This is a genomic window from Lelliottia nimipressuralis (genome assembly GCF_004115925.1).
GTDB lineage: Bacteria > Pseudomonadota > Gammaproteobacteria > Enterobacterales > Enterobacteriaceae > Enterobacter > Enterobacter nimipressuralis.
The window spans coordinates 1-17,042 of record NZ_SDDX01000018.1 but is presented as its reverse complement, the minus strand read 5'-3'; the positions used below and the strand labels follow the sequence as shown (position 1 = coordinate 17,042).

The 17,042-nt window shown below is 54.6% G+C and carries 14 protein-coding genes and 3 tRNA genes; 9 read left to right on the top strand and 8 right to left on the bottom strand.

The window, feature by feature from the left end; all coding sequences use genetic code 11:
* Positions 1-19: 19 nt before the first annotated feature.
* A complete protein-coding gene (locus ETG88_RS14435; protein ID WP_129035637.1) occupies positions 20-883 on the bottom strand; it encodes an N-acetylmuramic acid 6-phosphate etherase in 864 nt (287 codons plus the stop codon).
* Positions 884-1,047: 164 nt separating this feature from the next.
* On the opposite strand from ETG88_RS14435, the gene ETG88_RS14430 reads away from it, so the two are divergent.
* Both ETG88_RS14430 and dcuR read left to right on the top strand, forming a co-directional pair.
* Positions 1,048-2,664: a sensor histidine kinase gene (locus tag ETG88_RS14430; RefSeq protein WP_102104040.1), complete on the top strand. Its 1,617-nt coding sequence runs from the start codon at positions 1,048-1,050 to the stop codon at positions 2,662-2,664.
* Positions 2,661-3,380, top strand: coding sequence for a two-component system response regulator DcuR (gene dcuR / locus ETG88_RS14425; RefSeq protein WP_100779675.1), 720 nt, complete (start codon positions 2,661-2,663; stop codon positions 3,378-3,380). Before ETG88_RS14430 ends, dcuR begins: the two co-directional genes overlap by 4 nt.
* Here dcuR and ETG88_RS14420 read toward each other — a convergent pair.
* On the bottom strand, positions 3,361-4,326 hold the full coding sequence (locus tag ETG88_RS14420) for an FAD:protein FMN transferase (RefSeq protein ID WP_129035636.1): 966 nt from the start codon (positions 4,324-4,326) through the stop codon (positions 3,361-3,363). The genes dcuR and ETG88_RS14420 overlap by 20 nt on opposite strands.
* Before the next feature lie 94 nt (positions 4,327-4,420).
* On the bottom strand, positions 4,421-7,198 hold the full coding sequence (locus ETG88_RS14415) for a flavocytochrome c (protein ID WP_129035635.1): 2,778 nt from the start codon (positions 7,196-7,198) through the stop codon (positions 4,421-4,423).
* Positions 7,199-7,814: 616 nt separating this feature from the next.
* Here ETG88_RS14415 and ETG88_RS14410 point away from each other — a divergent pair.
* The gene (locus tag ETG88_RS14410; RefSeq protein WP_187469907.1) at positions 7,815-9,323 is read left to right on the top strand and encodes an anion permease; all 1,509 of its coding nucleotides are present in this window, start codon (positions 7,815-7,817) and stop codon (positions 9,321-9,323) included.
* 55 nt (positions 9,324-9,378) lie between these two features.
* On the top strand, positions 9,379-11,028 hold the full coding sequence (gene fumA / locus ETG88_RS14405; RefSeq protein WP_129035634.1) for a class I fumarate hydratase FumA: 1,650 nt from the start codon (positions 9,379-9,381) through the stop codon (positions 11,026-11,028).
* Positions 11,029-11,093: 65 nt separating this feature from the next.
* Here the strand turns inward: fumA and ETG88_RS14400 are convergent, their stop codons facing one another.
* The gene (locus ETG88_RS14400) at positions 11,094-11,492 is read right to left on the bottom strand and encodes a DUF350 domain-containing protein (RefSeq protein ID WP_107703310.1); all 399 of its coding nucleotides are present in this window, start codon (positions 11,490-11,492) and stop codon (positions 11,094-11,096) included.
* A gap of 279 nt (positions 11,493-11,771) precedes the next feature.
* On the opposite strand from ETG88_RS14400, the gene ETG88_RS14395 reads away from it, so the two are divergent.
* Both ETG88_RS14395 and ETG88_RS14390 read left to right on the top strand, forming a co-directional pair.
* On the top strand, positions 11,772-12,344 hold the full coding sequence (locus ETG88_RS14395) for a hypothetical protein (RefSeq protein WP_129035633.1): 573 nt from the start codon (positions 11,772-11,774) through the stop codon (positions 12,342-12,344).
* 20 nt (positions 12,345-12,364) lie between these two features.
* Positions 12,365-13,060, top strand: a complete 696-nt coding sequence (locus ETG88_RS14390) for a hypothetical protein (RefSeq protein ID WP_129035632.1) — start codon at positions 12,365-12,367, stop codon at positions 13,058-13,060.
* Positions 13,061-13,238: 178 nt separating this feature from the next.
* Here ETG88_RS14390 and ETG88_RS14385 read toward each other — a convergent pair.
* Positions 13,239-13,328, bottom strand: a tRNA-Ser gene (locus ETG88_RS14385).
* Positions 13,329-13,421: 93 nt separating this feature from the next.
* Here ETG88_RS14385 and mtfA point away from each other — a divergent pair.
* On the top strand, positions 13,422-14,219 hold the full coding sequence (mtfA, locus tag ETG88_RS14380) for a DgsA anti-repressor MtfA (protein ID WP_107703307.1): 798 nt from the start codon (positions 13,422-13,424) through the stop codon (positions 14,217-14,219).
* A gap of 100 nt (positions 14,220-14,319) precedes the next feature.
* A tRNA-Asn gene (locus ETG88_RS14375) sits at positions 14,320-14,395 on the top strand.
* A gap of 53 nt (positions 14,396-14,448) precedes the next feature.
* Here ETG88_RS14375 and cbl read toward each other — a convergent pair.
* Together cbl and nac are read right to left on the bottom strand one after the other, a co-directional pair.
* Positions 14,449-15,399, bottom strand: a complete 951-nt coding sequence (cbl, locus tag ETG88_RS14370; RefSeq protein WP_100779667.1) for an HTH-type transcriptional regulator Cbl — start codon at positions 15,397-15,399, stop codon at positions 14,449-14,451.
* A gap of 96 nt (positions 15,400-15,495) precedes the next feature.
* Positions 15,496-16,413, bottom strand: coding sequence for a nitrogen assimilation transcriptional regulator NAC (gene nac, locus ETG88_RS14365; RefSeq protein ID WP_095282537.1), 918 nt, complete (start codon positions 16,411-16,413; stop codon positions 15,496-15,498).
* A 320-nt stretch (positions 16,414-16,733) separates the two neighbouring features.
* Between nac and ETG88_RS14360 the strand changes: the two genes are divergently transcribed.
* Positions 16,734-16,809: transfer RNA gene (locus ETG88_RS14360), tRNA-Asn, on the top strand.
* 92 nt (positions 16,810-16,901) lie between these two features.
* Here ETG88_RS14360 and ETG88_RS22585 read toward each other — a convergent pair.
* A partial coding sequence (locus ETG88_RS22585; RefSeq protein ID WP_164971803.1) for a cation transporting ATPase C-terminal domain-containing protein occupies positions 16,902-17,042 on the bottom strand: 141 nt, incomplete at its 5' end.

The window sequence follows — 17,042 nt, the reverse complement described above, 5'->3', positions numbered from 1 at the left end:
TTGTTCACTACCTCAGGATTTACGGCGCTTCCTGCAACGCCACGCGAATAAATCCATTGTTCTGTTCGAGCAAATCACGGGCCTGCCAGGCGTCCAGACCGGTCAATACCATCAACACGGCGGTCTTACAGTGGTGATTGCAGCTCTCCAGCGCCGCTTTAGCGACGGCACGCGTGCAGCCACCCGCTTCCATTACAATCGCAATTTGTCGTTCGGCCCATTTGGTGCTTTTTGCTTCCAGATCCACGCGCATATTGCTGTAAACCCGGCCCGTGCGAACGGCTAATCCCGTCGCAATCATATTGAGGATCAGTTTTTGCGCCATCCCCGCTTTGGCATTCGTAAAGCCCGCTACCGCGTCTGGCCCGGTTTGCGGCGCAATGACCATACTCGCCAGCTGTGCCGCTTCGCTTTGTGCGTCATGCGTAATGATGGCGACCGGCGATCCCAGTGACCAGGCGTGGCGCATCGCCCCCCAGACCCACGGCGTTTTGCCGCTGACAGAGAGCGCCAGCATCATGTCGTGATCGCCAAAATTCATCGCCTGCAGATCGGCCACACCGCGATCGTAGTTTCCCGCGCCGTCTCCGGCATCAAGACCCATCACCGGATGTTTGCCCGGCGCAAACTCCAGCGCCGCATGCAGCGCCGCACGTCCGGAGGCCCCGGCGCCGACAATAAACAGTCGTCCGCCGTGGCTCAGTGTAGCCGCCGCGTTATCGACCACACGGGCAATGACGGGTAAGAAAGGGGTAATAGAATCGGTAATGCACTTATCATCCTGATGAATCACATTCAGCATGTCCAGGGTCGACAACCTGTCGATATCCGCCGTATCCGCGTGGCGTCTTTCCGTGACCAAACCGTTCAGTTTAACGCTCATAAACTGCTCCTTATTTATGAATTCCCCCACACTATAAAGTGTTTTATATGGATGACCTGCGAGGGGGGTCACGAAAAGGCGAGCATTCGTCAGCTTTTACATCGCTTTAAGAAAGCGCCGTCATCAGCGATAATTACCCCTTTATAATTATCCACGGGGTTTCGATGAGCGATTTGCAGCCTTTAGCCATGACGCGCAAGCGCCCAATGAAGCTCAATACCCTGGTCACGCTGATGGTGTGCAGCGTGATTGGGTCGGTATTGCTGGTGACGTTCGCGCTCTACTTTATGCAGGTCACCCGCGCCACGCGCGACGGCGTCAAAGATACCGCGCTGGCCATCGCCCGTACCCTTGCCGACAGCCCGGATGTGAAACGCGGCCTGCAACATTCGCCGGAAAACAGCCCCATCCAGTCCGTCTCAGATGCGATCACTCGCCGCAACGATTTGCTTTTCGCGGTTGTCACCAACATGCAGGGCGTGCGTTACTCTCACCCGAACAACACCCTGCTCGGCAAACGCTTTATCGGCGACGACATCAAACCCGCGCTGGAAGGGAAGGAGAACGTCTCGGTCAACCACGGTGTGCTGGCCGAAGCGCTGCGCGTATTCACGCCGGTGTACGACGATAATCACCAGCAGATTGGCGTGGTCGCCGTCGGGATTTCCCTCAACAAAGTCGATGAACAGATCAGCCGCAGCCGCTGGGGGGCGATCTGGACGGTGCTCTTCAGCGCGCTAATGGGCACGCTCGGCACCTGGGGTTTAGTGCATCTGCTCAAGCGGATTTTGTTTGGGCTGGAACCCTATGAAATCTCCGCCCTGTTTGAACAGCGCCAGGCGATGCTCCAGTCTCTGAAAGAGGGGGTGATCGCCGTCGACAGCCAGGGGCGCGTGACCATGATTAACCATGCCGCCCGCCAGATCCTGCTCCTGCCCGCCAGCAGTACCGATGAGCCGCGCCACATGCCGATGCTCGCCTCCCTGCGCCGGGTGTCGCAAACCGGAAAAGCCCTGCAGGATCAGGAGATCGACTGCAACGGTCGCCTGCTGCTGTGCAACACCTTTCCGGTCAGAAGCCAGAATTCAGTGATTGGGGCGATCAGCACCTTTCGCGACAAGACCGAAGTTCGCGAGCTGATGCAGCGCATGGATGGCATGGTGAGCTATGTCGACGCCCTGCGCACGCACTCCCATGAGTTTATGAATAAGCTGCACGTGATCCTCGGCCTGCTGCACATGAAGCGCTACGACAAGCTCGAAGAGTACGTCATTCAGACCGCGCAGAATTATCAGACCGATATCGGCGCTATTCAGCATAAAATTAAATCACCGGTCATCGCCGGGTTCCTGCTCGGTAAAATCAACCGCGCCAAGGAAGCGGGGTTTACCCTGACACTGGCTGACGAGTGTCAGGTGCCGGACACGCCGAATACGGAACAGGTGACGGTGCTGATTACCGTGCTGGGTAATTTGATCGAAAACGCGCTGGATGCGATGACCGGCCAGCCTGAGGGCGAAGTGGGTCTGCTGATGCATTATCAACATGGCTGGCTCAGCTGTGAAATCAGCGATGACGGTCCGGGTATCGATCCTGCGCAGCTGGAACATATTTTTACGAAGGGCTTTTCCACGAAGGGTGAAAATCGCGGCGTGGGGCTTTTCCTTGTTCGCCAGCAGCTCGAAAAACTGGGCGGTGAGATTGCCGTCGAATCCGAGCCTGGTGTATTTACTCAATTTTTTGTACAGATCCCCTGGGATAGCGAGAGGAAAATCGCGTGATAAATGTCTTAATTGTCGATGATGATGCCATGGTGGCCGACCTGAACCGTCTGTACGTTAATCGGGTTGAGGGGTTTAGCTGCTGCGGCGTAGCCTCTACGCTGAATCAGGCCGAAGCGGTGATTAATAATCCTGCACAGCCTGTCGATCTGGTGCTGCTGGATGTCTATATGCAGCAGGACAACGGTCTCGACCTGCTGCCGGTGATTCGCGCTTCTGGCCGCCCGATTGATGTGATCATGATTTCGTCGGCGTCTGATGCCACGACCATTCAGACGTCGATGCACTACGGCGTGGTGGATTATCTGATCAAACCTTTCCAGTTCCCGCGTTTTGAAGAGGCGCTGAACGGCTGGAAGGAGAAGAAGCAGCTGATGGGCTCGCATCAGTATTATGAGCAGGCCGATGTGGATCGTTTGCTGCACGGCGGCGCGCCGGAGCTGGCAGACAGCAAGCGCCTGCCGAAGGGCTTAACCCCGCAGACGCTACGTACCATTTGCCAGTGGATTGAAGCCCATCCCGACACCGAGTTTTCCACCGACGATCTGGCGAACTCAGTGGGAATTTCCCGCGTCTCGTGCCGTAAGTATCTGATCTGGCTGGCGCAGATTAATATTCTGTTCACCAGCATTCACTATGGTGCGACGGGGCGTCCGGTGTATCGCTACCGGCTGCAGCCGGAGCAGGCGGGTCTGCTCAAACAATATTGCCAGTAAGGCGATAGCGATTGTCCAGAAGCGTGAAGCGGAAATGCTTCATGGAGGAGAGCACCACCTCTTTCGTTTTGGTGACAAACACCGCTTCAATATCAGGCCGCGCGCGCAGCGCGGCACAGCCCTTCTCCACGCCCATCCCGTAAATCAGCGTGGTCCAGATATCCCCGTCGATAGAGTTCGTCGAGATAATGGTGACGCTATCGAGTTCGTTATCTAACGGATAGCCCGTGCGCGGGTTCAGAATATGGTGGTAGCGCTTGCCATCGCGTTCGAAGAAGCGTTCGTAGGTGCCCGATGTCACCACCGACTTATTCTCCACCGTCAGTGTACCGACCAGCTCATCGGCCCCGCCGAAAGGCGTTTTGATACCGAGGGTCCAGCCCCCTTCCGGCGCGCCGAGCGTCTGAATATTGCCGCCGAGGTTAATCAGACCGACAGTTTCCCCCTCTTTGCGCAGGTAATCGCGCACCCTGTCGGCAATGTAGCCTTTGGCAATGGCCCCGAGATCGATCTCCATGCCCGGTTTGGTCAGGAATACGCTGCTGGCCGTGTCGTCGAGTAAAACATCAGCCGGATCGGTCAGCGCCATCAGCGCTGCGATCTCCTCTGCGGGCGGCACGCTGTCGCCCTGAAATCCAATCTTCCAGCGCTTCACCAGCGGGCCGATGGCCAGATTGAAGGCGCTGTTTTCCAGTGTGCTTGCGGCCTTCGCGATGCGGATCAGCTCATACACCGCACGGCTGACGCTGACGGGGTGTTTCCCGGCGGCCTGGTTGATGTCCATCACCTGCGACGGTGCGCGGTTGACGGTCAGGAGGTCTTCGTACTGTTTGATGAGGCGAAACACGCGAGATGCGAGGGCTTCGTTATTCGAAAAGAGCTTCAAAAGAATGGGGGAGCCCATGAGTGTGGCGGAATAGCTGTAGACTCGATGGTCGTCAGACATGGTATCGCTCCTCGGTTAGAGTGCCGGATGGCGCTGCACGTATCCGGCCGACAAAACCGTGCCCGGCAAGCGCAAGCGCCACCGGGCATTGAGATTACTGTTTTGCGCGTATCGCGGCGTGGTGTCCGGCAAGGGTACCAAAAATAATGATATCTGCCACTGCGTTACCGCCGATACGGTTGCCGCCGTGGATACCGCCGACCACTTCACCCGCCGCGAAGGCACCCGGAATGACCTGGTGTTCGCCGTTCAGCACGCAAGTTTCAGTGTTGATGGTCACGCCGCCCATGGTGTGGTGCACGCCTGGTGCGATACGAATGGCATGGAACGGGCCTTCGTTGATCGGCGCACGCAGCGCAGTGGTGCGACCAAAATCATCGTCGTGCTGTTTTTCCACAAAGCCGTTGTAGCGCTCCAGGGTGTCGAGGAAGGTGTGGTAATCCATCCCCAGTGTTTCAGCCAGCGCTTTTGGCGAGCTGGCGCTGGTCACCAGGCCTTTGGCGATGTACTCATCCGCCGCTTTGTTTTTCGCGCGGACGTGCTCATCAAAGACGATGTAAGCGTATTTCTCTGGCAGCGCGATAATCTGCGCCGAGACTTTATCGCGAGTCTCCATTTCGTTGAAGAAACGGCTGCCCTTCTGGCTCACCAGGATAGCGCCGCCGCCACGGATAGATTCGGAAATCAGGTACGAGGTGTTTTGCTCAACGGTCGGGTGAATCTGAATTTCGCCCATATCGACGGTGCCTGCGCCAATACGTTCCAGCAGCGCGATACCGCCACCGGTAGCCCCTTTATGGTTGGTGGTGACGAAACCGTCCAGATCCGGACGATATTTAACGACCATGCTGCTGTTGGCGCTGAAACCGCCCGTCGCCATCACAATGCTGCGGGTGGCTACGGTCAGGGTTTCGTTCTCTTCGGTGGTCAGACGTACGCCGGTCACTTCGCCATTTTCCACGATAATGTCGCTCACGGAGGTATCGAGCATCACCTCGATGTGGCGTTTGTTGACGTTACGCACCAGGCCGCTAATCAGGTAGCCACCCACTGCAGAACCATCTTTTGGACGGTGGGTACGGTCGATGCTCATCCCGCCCGTGGTGGTGATGTCGTTCAGCATGATCCCGCGCGTTGCCAGCCATTCGATCGCCTCTGGTGCGTTTTCGACAAAGCGACGCAGCAGTTCCGGGTTGTTCTTGTTATGGCCGCCTTTCAGGGATTCCTGGTAGAACAGTTCTTTGCTGTCCTGGATGCCTTTTACGCGCTGGAAGCGGGTTTCTGCGGCGTTCATCCCGGCAGAAGCTTTAATGGTGTTCCCGCCGATGGTCGGCATTTTCTCGACAATCAGGACGCTTGCCCCTTCGTCGTGAGCCTGAATCGCCGCCGCCAGACCGGCACCGCCGCTGCCGACAACCACCACGTCAAACGCTTTGGCAGCGTTCGGGTCGACGCCCTCTTCTGCCGCCAGCACTTTACTCGATTTGACCATCGCTTTAGATACCGCTTTTTTCACGGCTTCACTCTGGCTGGTCGCGCCGGTGATGGCGTCCACGTGCGGAGTGTTCGCGTCGAGAATGCGGCTGCGGATCTCTTCGAAGCTGGAGATGAACTCAACGTCCTGCGTTGGGCCAGACGCCAGTTCGATGTCGGCGATACGGTCGGTTTCGAGGCTGACGTTAATCACCAGTTCGTTGGTGTCATCCTGCACCGTTTCGACAAACACACCCGCTTTGAATTTAGATTCGCCCATGCTCATGTCGCGAATCATCGCCTCCACCAGCGAGAAGCGCCACAGCGGCTCAGGGATGTGCAGCGCTTCGCGCTGGGTGCTGTCCATAAACAGCTCCAGGGTCTCGCCGTCACGGATGCGGTCGGTCCAGTCCGGATAGGCGATGGTCGCGCGACCCACAGCAATCAGATCGTAACCGTGGTCCAGCGCCTCGTTAACGTCTGCGGCGTTCACAACGCCACCCACACCCATCACCGGAATTTGCGCGAGCGTTTCGGAACGCATGGCGTGGTATTTCTCGATCAAAGGGGTTGGGTCTTGTGTATCTACGATCGACGGGCGCAGCGTTGCACCCACGGAGAAGTGCAGGTAATCCAGGCCACGGGCGGCCAGTTTTTCCAGCAGGTACAGGGTGTCGTCAAAACGGATGCCCGGAACTTCCATCTCTTCCGGCGAGAAGCGATAGCCGATAATAAAAGCGTCGTCGGCGTACTGACGGACCATTTTATGGGTGATGTCCAGGACCGCCAGCGGGAATCTGGCGCGGTTGTCACGGCTGCCACCCCACTCGTCGTCGCGCTGGTTGGAGTTCGGGGAGTAAAACTGCTGGATCAGATAGGTGTTTGCACCGTGAATTTCGACGCCGTCGAAGCCCGCCTGAATCGCACGACGAACCGCTTCACCGAATTTCCCGATCATCCCTTCGACTTCTTCGCCGGTTAATGCCACCGGGGTCGCGGCACCTTCACGCGGCGCGGCGACCGCGCTTGGGCCGACAGGCGTGCGGCCACCGATCAGTTTCGGGTCCACCATGCGGCCGCCGTGGTAGATCTGCAGCAGCGCTTTAGAGCCTTTGGATTTGATGGCCTCGGCAATTTTTGCCAGCCCGGCGATTTTCTCGTCGTTGTCGATACCGATGGCGCCGGGGAAAGCCAGCCCCAGATCATCAACAAAACAGCACTCAACAATGATGGTGCCAATGCTGCCGGAGCGCGCGCGGTAGTATTCCACCAGCTCGCTGGTCACCGTGCCGTCGTAATAACCGGTGCAGGTGGTCATCGGCGCCATCAACAGACGGTTTTTGAGTTCCGTACCATTCGGTAAGGTGAAAGGACTAAGAATTCGTTCGTTAGTGCTCATAATAGAAACTCCAAACTTTTAAAATTGAAATTTGAGAATTCTTTATCGGATTATGTTCTGGTTAATTTTTTTGCCGATGTCATGGTATTAATATAACGCTATTTTTAGTTACTAAAGTTATTACGTTAGTTAATAAACTATTTAATCCCTGCAATAACATTATTACTACATTGGTGTTATTGATATTAGGATACCGTGTTCACAATAATATCAATTCCGTTAACGTTTTCATTACTTTACTCGCGAGAAGAAAAATCAAACAAGCATATGATTAATATGCATTTTTTAATTGAAAATCGTTTGCGTGAAATATCAATCTCGCCAAATAAAACCTATCAAACGGATAATATCCACATAACTCAATAGGGTTATTAAAATATGGATAAAAATAACATTGCAATTCTATTTTATTGATCGCGATCAATTCCACTGGCCTCTAAAGGCGCACTATATAAACATCATCAATTTTTAATTTAACGCCTCCAAAAGCGCGCTAAATAGCTATTCAAGAAATAACCTGAAAGCACTTTAAATAACTAAAGAAAGCAAAGTAATTAAAAAAGTCGCGGTGTTATTTCTGCTAAACCGAATTTTTGACAACTTAAGAAGCAAACCTATGAATGATAAAACAGCTGTAACGCCCCCAGTGGCGAGCAAGCCAAAAGACGGAAGCAACAAACGTCTGCTGATGATGGCACTGCCCATTATTGTCGCAGTGCTCCTCCTGTTTGTGCCGGTTCCTGAAGGGTTACCGCCTTATGCCTGGCACTACTTCGCTATCTTTGTTGGCGTGATCGTTGGTCTGATCTTCGAACCGCTGCCGGGTGCCGTGATTGGCCTGACCGGGGTCGTCGCCATCGCCCTGTGCAGCCAGTGGGTGCTGTTTAGCCCGGAACAGCTGGCTGACCCGAAATTCAAGCTGGCAGGTGCCTCCTTTAAATGGGCGGTGAGCGGCTTCGGTAACTCCACCGTCTGGCTGATTTTCGGTGCCTTTATGTTTGCCGCGGGCTACGATAAAACCCGTTTTGGCCGCCGTCTGGCGCTGATTCTGGTGAAATATCTTGGCCGCCGCAGCCTGACGCTGGGTTATGCAATCACCTTCGCGGACCTGCTGCTGGCCCCGTTCACACCGTCTAACACAGCGCGTAGCGGCGGGACTATCTACCCGATCATCGCTAACCTGCCGCCGCTGTATGGTTCAAAACCGAACGACCCAAGCGCGCGTAAAATTGGCTCCTACCTGATGTGGGTAGCCATTACCGCCGCCTGTATCACCAGCTCCATGTTCCTCTCTGCGCTGGCGCCAAACCTGCTCGCTCTGGCGCTGGTGAAAAGCATCGTCGGGATCAACATCTCCTGGGGCACCTGGTTCATTGCCTTCCTGCCGGTGGGTGTGCTGCTGATTCTGGTGATGCCGCTGCTGGCCTACTGGTTTTATCCGCCAGAAGTGAAAATCAACGACGAAGTGCCGCTGTGGGCGTGTCGTGAGCTGGAGAAACTGGGCAAACTGTCGCGCAATGAAATTCTGCTGCTGGTCTTTGTCTGCTGTGCGCTGATGATGTGGATTTTCGCCGCCGCGTGGATTGAACCTGCGCTGGCCGCCCTGCTGATTGTTGGCCTGATGCTGTGGACCGGCGTGCTGGAGTGGAACGATATCACCGGCAACAAAGCCGCGTGGAACACCTTTGTCTGGTTCGCCACTTTGGTGGCCCTTGCAGACGGCCTCTCTTCCACCGGCTTCATCGCCTGGCTGGGTAAAGAAGGCGGCCTGCTGATGAGTGGTATCTCGCCGGGTGTCGCAACGGTGGTCCTGCTGCTGGCGTTCTACCTGCTGCACTACCTGTTTGCCAGCACCACCGCGCACACCACTGCGCTGCTGCCTGCGATGCTGACCATCGCCGCCACCATTCCGGGTATTAACATGGAAGTGTTCGTCCTGCTGATGGTGACCTCTCTGGGTATCATGGGGATCATCACCCCATACGGCACCGGCCCAAGCCCGATTTACTACGGGAGCGGCTACCTGCCAACCAAAGACTACTGGCGCCTCGGCACCATCTTTGGCGCCATCTTCCTGGCGGCCCTGCTGCTGATTGGTTATCCGTGGATGTCCATGATGTTCTGATTCATAACCGCCGGAGGGTACCCTCCGGCGGTTTAATTTTATGGAGTGATACGCAATGTCGAACAAAACCTTTTACTATCAGAATCCCTTCCCTCTCGCACATGACGACACCGAATATTATCTGCTGACCAAAGAGCACGTCTCCGTGGCGGAATTTAACGGCCAGGAGATTCTCCAGGTCGAGCCAGAGGCCCTGACTCTGCTCGCTCAGCAGGCGTTCCACGATGCGGCCTTTATGCTGCGCCCGTCGCACCAGAAACAGGTTGCGGCGATCCTCAACGACCCGGAAGCCAGCGAAAACGATAAATATGTCGCCCTGCAGTTCCTGCGCAACTCTGAAATCGCGGCCAAAGGCGTGCTGCCGACCTGCCAGGATACGGGGACGGCGATCATCATGGGCAAAAAAGGCCAGCGTGTCTGGACCGGCGGTGGCGACGAAGCCGCGCTGAGCCAGGGTGTGTACAACACTTACATCGAAGATAACCTGCGCTACTCCCAGAACGCCGCGCTGGATATGTATAAAGAGGTGAATACCGGCACCAACCTGCCCGCGCAGATCGACCTCTACAGTGTCGACGGCGATGAGTACAAGTTCCTGTGCATGGCGAAAGGCGGCGGTTCCGCCAACAAAACCTATCTGTATCAGGAAACCAAAGCGCTCATCACCCCGGCTAAACTGAAAAATTACCTGGTCGAGAAGATGCGTTCCCTGGGTACGGCGGCCTGCCCGCCTTACCATATCGCCTTTGTGATTGGCGGAACCTCTGCTGAAAGCACCCTGAAAACCGTGAAACTGGCGTCAACTCGCTACTACGACGGCCTGCCGACAGAAGGTAACGAACACGGCCAGGCGTTCCGCGATGTTCAGCTGGAGCAGGAACTGCTGCTGGAAGCGCAAAATCTGGGCCTGGGCGCTCAGTTCGGCGGGAAATATTTCGCCCACGATATTCGCGTAATCCGCTTGCCGCGCCACGGCGCCTCCTGCCCTGTCGGCATGGGCGTATCGTGCTCAGCTGACCGTAACATCAAAGCGAAAATCAACCGCGACGGGATCTGGATTGAGAAACTGGAACACAATCCGGGCCAGTACATTCCTGAATCACTGCGTCAACAGGGTGAAGGCGAGGTGGTCAGCATTAACCTGAACCAGCCGATGCACGAGATCCTGGCACAGCTCTCAGCCCATCCGGTTTCGACCCGTCTGTCCCTGAACGGCACCATTATCGTGGCGCGTGATATCGCTCATGCCAAGCTGAAAGAGCTGCTGGATAAGGGAGAAGAACTGCCGCAATACGTCAAAGATCACCCGATCTATTACGCTGGCCCGGCCAAGACACCGGAGGGGTATGCTTCTGGCTCGTTAGGCCCAACCACGGCCGGTCGTATGGACTCGTATGTGGATTTACTGCAATCGCACGGTGCAAGTATGGTCATGCTGGCGAAAGGTAACCGCAGCCAGCAGGTCACGGATGCCTGCCACAAGCACGGCGGTTTCTATCTGGGCAGCATCGGCGGCCCGGCAGCGGTGCTGGCGCAAAACAGCATTAAGAGTCTGGAGTGTGTCGCCTGGCCTGAACTGGGTATGGAAGCTATCTGGAAAATCGAAGTAGAAAACTTCCCGGCGTTTATCCTGGTGGATGACAAAGGAAATGACTTCTTCCAGCAGATCCAGAACAAGCAGTGCGCGGGTTGCGCGCAGCGTTGAATGATTCTGTAAAGTAAAAAGCCAGGCATAAGGCCTGGCTTTTTTATTTCCGCAATGTGTCGTCACTACCAGGTCATACAGGCCGCGTTGAGGATACCCCCTGCCAACGCAAAAATGCCCATGAACACCCCCGCAGCGATGTTGTTACTGGAAATCTTGTCACCCAGTGTTGGCATGTAGAGGCGCACGCCGGCATAAATCAGAAGCTGGACGACAAAAGCCACTCCACCCCAGATGCAGTAATCCAGGACCCCCACGGAATTCACTGCCGCGCTGGAGAGCGGAATGACAAAACCTAATAGCGTACCGCTGAAGGCCAGCGCAGCCGCCGCATTGTTATCTTTAATCAGTTGCCATTCATCGTGCGGCGTCACTTTGGTGTAAACAAAAAGAAAAACAATCACCATGGCCACGCCGATAAAAAAATAGGCCGAAAAGGCCAGTAAAGCATCCAGTATGTGCATATTGCCCCCTGAGCAGAAAAAATAATTTTAACTTATCATTAATTTCTGCAACGACTCATTTACCTGTTTTTACCTTGCGCTCCCCTCACAGGCCATGTCGGGTTCAGGTCTTATACCTGCATTAAAGACCTTATTTATGTTATGCCTATTACGTAGGGCTGAATAATATCCACAATACCTTATGAATCCCGCAGAGTTATTTACATTTCTACAGGCTCTAATGCCTACAATCTGGCGCAGGAAATTCAGGCAGTTATTCAGACACGATGAAAAGGATAAATGGAAAAAAAACTCCTGATCGGCGAGATTGAAAAGATTCAGTGGAATTCTGTTGTCCTTAAATGCGGCGATACGAGAGAAGTCTTCGACATCCCGGCTGATGTGCTGCTGCATCTGAAAACAGGTCATGTCGTGCGTCTGTTATTACGTAAACAGCGGCTGGTGCGACTGTTCAACGTCTCGACGCAAACCCTGTATGAAACGGACTTTTTTGCCCATAAGCCGCTGCTACGCAAATACCAGAACTTTCTTTTTATCGTCGCGGCGGCTGTCTGCAGTATTCCCGCCGTCGGTGTCATTCTGAGTATGATCTTTTTCGCCACGCTCATGGGCGTCTCATTCAGGCGGAGCGAAAAAGTGGCACTTAAAGTTGCACTGACAAGTGCCGTAACAGGCCTTATTTATATCTCCCTTGCCGGATATCTCCTGATGAGCGGCTATTATTTAGCAGCCTTTATCGCCTGCTCGCTGCTGATTTTTATTGCTCTGAAATCCGCAGGTACTATTCAGAATAAAGAAGCGCTAAAGCTTGACCAGGAAATCTTAACCGGCCGTTTGCTGGCCCACACTTAATACCGTTGGGGATGCCGATAATGACTATTTTACTGCGGACCGTCGCGACTCTCCCTCTGCTGCTGCCGCTGACCGTATCGGCTGATCCTGCACCTCCCGACAAAGCGGATTATCTCAGTAAGATCAGTTTTCACTCCCCCAGCATGCCCGGATTTCGAACGGCAGAGATGTTAAGCACAGGGTTTACGGGTGCGTACGTCACGATGAGCAGCAACAGTGAGTCTCTTAATCTCAACGATCTGAAATTTAGCGTTAACCATGACTGGATAGTGATAAAGCCGCAGCCCGTGGAGGGACGGATCCAGCTTATGATGATCAGGCAACCGCGTGCAGAGGAGAGAGCCATGACGCTGACGCTGAAAAACCTCAAGACCGGCAATACGCAGCGCCACGACTTTATCGTCGACACCTGGCTTACGGGTGATGGCGAACTGGATAAAAATTTTGCCCGCGCGCGCGAGCATTGCGCGCGGTTGGGCGGCAAGCTCCTGAGCACGCAGGAGTTCAGAACCCTATCGCGGCAGTGGTTTGGTCTTAGCAGCGGTCGGTTACGCGATCTGTATCCAGAGGCAACGATTTTTAATCAACAAATGCAGGCAGGTGACAGCTTTTGGGTACATGAGGCAAAACCGCTTTATCTGCATACTGGCGCGAAAAGCAACAACCGCAATGTCGGGACGCTATGTCGGCATCAGTATGATAAACGGGCAGTTTGAAAGGGGGAAAAGCGCTAAGAGCGAGATATCTCTCTCAAGTTGCATAAAACATCAATGACTTGAAAAAGCACTAAGGCTAGACTCCTGCGAACTTCAGGTGCATCTTGATGCTGACCTCATTCAGAATGAGGGCGCTGGAAGGAGTCCGATGAGAAATGATGACGATAAAGCAGTGAAGTGGCGGAGAGAGGGGGATTTGAACCCCCGGTAGAGTTGCCCCTACTCTAGTTTTCGAGACTAGTCCGTTCAGCCGCTCCGGCATCTCTCCGTTATAGTGGTTGCCATGATGCCAGGTAATTTGGCATTTTAACAGATCCTTATCCTGCATTTTTGTTCAAGTGATGAGTTTGCGAGCGAAGCGATGATTAAGTGGCCCTGGAAATCGAACGAAACCGCACCGAACACGACTTTTCCGTGGGAAGAGGCGCTGGCTATTCCGGTACTCGCCAGTCTCGACCCCGATGAGCAAACCCGACTGGTTCAGTTAGCCGATCGTTTTTTACAGCAAAAGCGCCTCGTCCCGCTTCAGGGTTTTGAGCTGGACGCCCTTAAAAGCGCGCGTATCGCCCTGCTCTTCTGTTTGCCTGTGCTGGAGTTGGGCTTTGAGTGGCTCGACGGCTTCCATGAAGTGCTGATCTACCCGGCGCCATTCGTGGTGGACGACGAATGGGAAGATGACATTGGGCTGGTGCATAATCAGCGCGTCGTGCAGTCCGGACAAAGCTGGCAGCAAGGCCCGATTATCCTCAACTGGCTGGATATTCAGGACTCCTTTGACGCCTCCGGTTTTAATCTGATTATTCACGAAGTCGCCCATAAGCTGGATACCCGCAACGGCGATCGCGCCAGCGGCGTGCCATTTATCCCTCTGCGGGAAGTTGCGAGCTGGGAGCACGATCTCCATGCGGCAATGAACAATATCCAGGATGAGATCGATCTGGTGGGTGAAAGCGCAGCCAGCATTGATGCCTACGCAGCGACCGATCCGGCAGAGTGTTTTGCGGTGTTGTCGGAATATTTCTTCAGCGCACCCGAACTATTCGCACCCCGCTTCCCGGCGCTGTGGCAGCGTTTTTGCCATTTTTACCAGCAAGATCCCCTGCAGCGTCTACGTGAAAATGCGGGACCTGGTGGACATTCGTCCTCCCAAGTACACTAAAACAGCAGGTTGGCTCTTAATTAATCATTTGAATCAGCAAGTTGAATTTAGTGTTGACACAAAATAGCGAGGCCATTAACATGCGCCTCGTTCACACGATTCCTCTGTAGTTCAGTCGGTAGAACGGCGGACTGTTAATCCGTATGTCACTGGTTCGAGTCCAGTCAGAGGAGCCAAATTTGAAAAGCCTGCTTTTACAGCAGGCTTTTTGCTTTTCCGCATTCCACCCTCAAATCTGATAATCAATTGCCACTTCTTCCGTTTCCATTACCTGGCGCTTAATTTCATCCACCGACAGCCCGGCATTGCACAGCTCGATAAAGCGCCAGACATAGTTACGTTGCAGCTGTCCGCGTTTAAGCCCCAGCCAGACGGTGTTGGCATCAAACAGATGGCGGGTATCCAGGCGCACCAAATCTCCCAGCTCGCGCTCGCCGCCAGACTGTTCCGCCACCAGGCCGATGCCAAGCCCCAGCTCTACATAGGTTTTGATCACATCCGAATCCTGTGCACTCAGCACGATATCCGGCGTCAGCCCTTTGCGATTAAAGGCTTCGTCGATACGCGAACGGCCGGTAATGCCCTGCCGATAGGTAATCAGCGGCCATTTGACAATGTCTTCGAGCGTGAGGGGCGAAACCTGATGAAGTGGATGGTCAACGGGCAATAGCAGGCTGTGGTGCCAGCGGAACCAGGGGAACGCCACCAGCAGTGGATCGTTACTCAGGCGTTCACTGGCGATACCGATATCCGCCCCGCCATTTTGCAGCAGCACTTCGATCTCCTGCGGTGTGCCCTGAATCAGCTCCAGCCGGACGTCCGGAAACAGCTCACGAAATGCCTTGATCACCGGCGGTAAACTGTAGCGCGCCTGCGTATGGGTGGTGGCGATTGTCAGCACCCCGGACGCGTCGTTAGTGAAGAGATCCGCCAGGCGTCGAACGTTGCTGGCTTCGTTGAGTATGCGCTCAGCGATGGTCAGTAACGCTTTACCTGGCTCCGTCATCCCCAGCAGGCGTTTGCCGCGGCGGATGAAAATCTCAATGCCCAGCTCTTCTTCCAGCTCGCGGATGTGGCGGCTGACGCCTGACTGAGAGGTGTAAAGCATATTGGCGACTTCGGTCAGGTTATAGTCCCGCCTGGCCGCCTCACGGATAATTTTAAGTTGCTGGAAATTCACGATTCACTCCGGCGCATCTGACATAGCCCTATTGTTAGAGTCAGCAGACCTGCAGAACAAATAATAAAAACCAGCATCTTATTCCTTTATGGAATATCAGCTCACGAGCTGCAGTTCACGATTCTCCAGCGATGGACGGCTGACCAGCGACATCAAGATCTCTTTCACCGCCTGCGCCTGTGGCGACAGAGAGCCGCGGGCAGACATATTCAGAGACAGCGGCAGGCTCATGGATGGCGTGGTGATCCGCGCCATCCAGCCGTTCGCGGCGCTGCAAAGAGAACGCGCGGCGGATTCCGGCAGCACCGTGACGCCCATTCCGCTGGCAATCGCGGCGGTCAGCGTCGAGATAGAGTCGATCTCACCGATGATTTTTGCCGTCAGGCGACGCAGAGAGAAAGCTTCGTCGACGCGCAGACGCACGGCGCTGTAATCGCGCGGCAAGAACAGATTCATCTCTGCCACAGCAGTTAAATCAATGCTCTGGCCCGGACAATCGCGCGTCCCTACGAGATAGAGATCTTCTTTCAGCAACGGCTGGCTGGTGATCCCCGCAATCGGTGAGCGATCGTACAGTACCGCCATGTCGAGCTGACCATTAAGCAGTTTATCGTTAAGAACCGATCCGCTGTTTTCATGCAGATAGACTAGCACCTCCGGCAGCTCGGCGCGAACGGCCTGCAGCAGCGGCATGGTGATGGAAGACGCGGCGGTGCCTGGCGCAAGACCAATCGACACCTGTCCGCTCAGGGTGTGTCCGACGTTACATACGGCCAGCTGCGCTTGTTCGCACTGGCGCAGAATTGTGCGCGCATGGGTGTAGAGAATCTTACCGGCTTCCGTTGGCGTCACGCCACGCTTGGTGCGGATCAACAGCTGCTGGTCCAGTTCACCTTCCAGAGTGGCCACCTGCTGGCTCAGCGCAGGCTGCGCGATATGCAACACTTCCGCGGCCTGGGTCAGGCTACCGATATCGACGATTTTTACGAAGTATTTCAGTCGTCTTAAGTTCATTTTGCCCCCTGTTAAAATACAGTGCCGGTACTGGCGCTCATTGTTGAAAGAGTTTTTGCAATATGGATGCCAGTTTTTAAAAGAGGACGGATGAGTACGCTAAGCGGCTGAAAATAAGGAAATCTAATCACCCTGCTCCGTTTTATTACTGAAACAGCGGTTTACGATCTGCCCCATAAGGGGTAAGCCTGCACCAGAAGTGTGCATTTTGCCGGGAAAAAAAGCACTTTGCTGATTTTGTCAGCAAACGATCACAAGGGATCGATCTCCCCTTTGACAAGCGTTATTGGGGTCGATAATATGCGCCCCGTTCACACGATTCCTCTGTAGTTCAGTCGGTAGAACGGCGGACTGTTAATCCGTATGTCACTGGTTCGAGTCCAGTCAGAGGAGCCAAATTTGAAAAGCCTGCTTTTAAAGCAGGCTTTTTGCTTTTCTGCGTTCAGGGAAATTACCGGGCGGCGGCTGCACCTTACCCGGCCTCAGGGCTAACCTGTCGCATCCACCCGCCACCTGCGAGTCAACGGTTTTTCGATTTCGACAATCAGGAACATCGCGAAGCCGATAATAAAGGTAATGACCCAATAGCGGAACGGAAGTGACTCGGTGCCGAACAGCATCTGCATAAA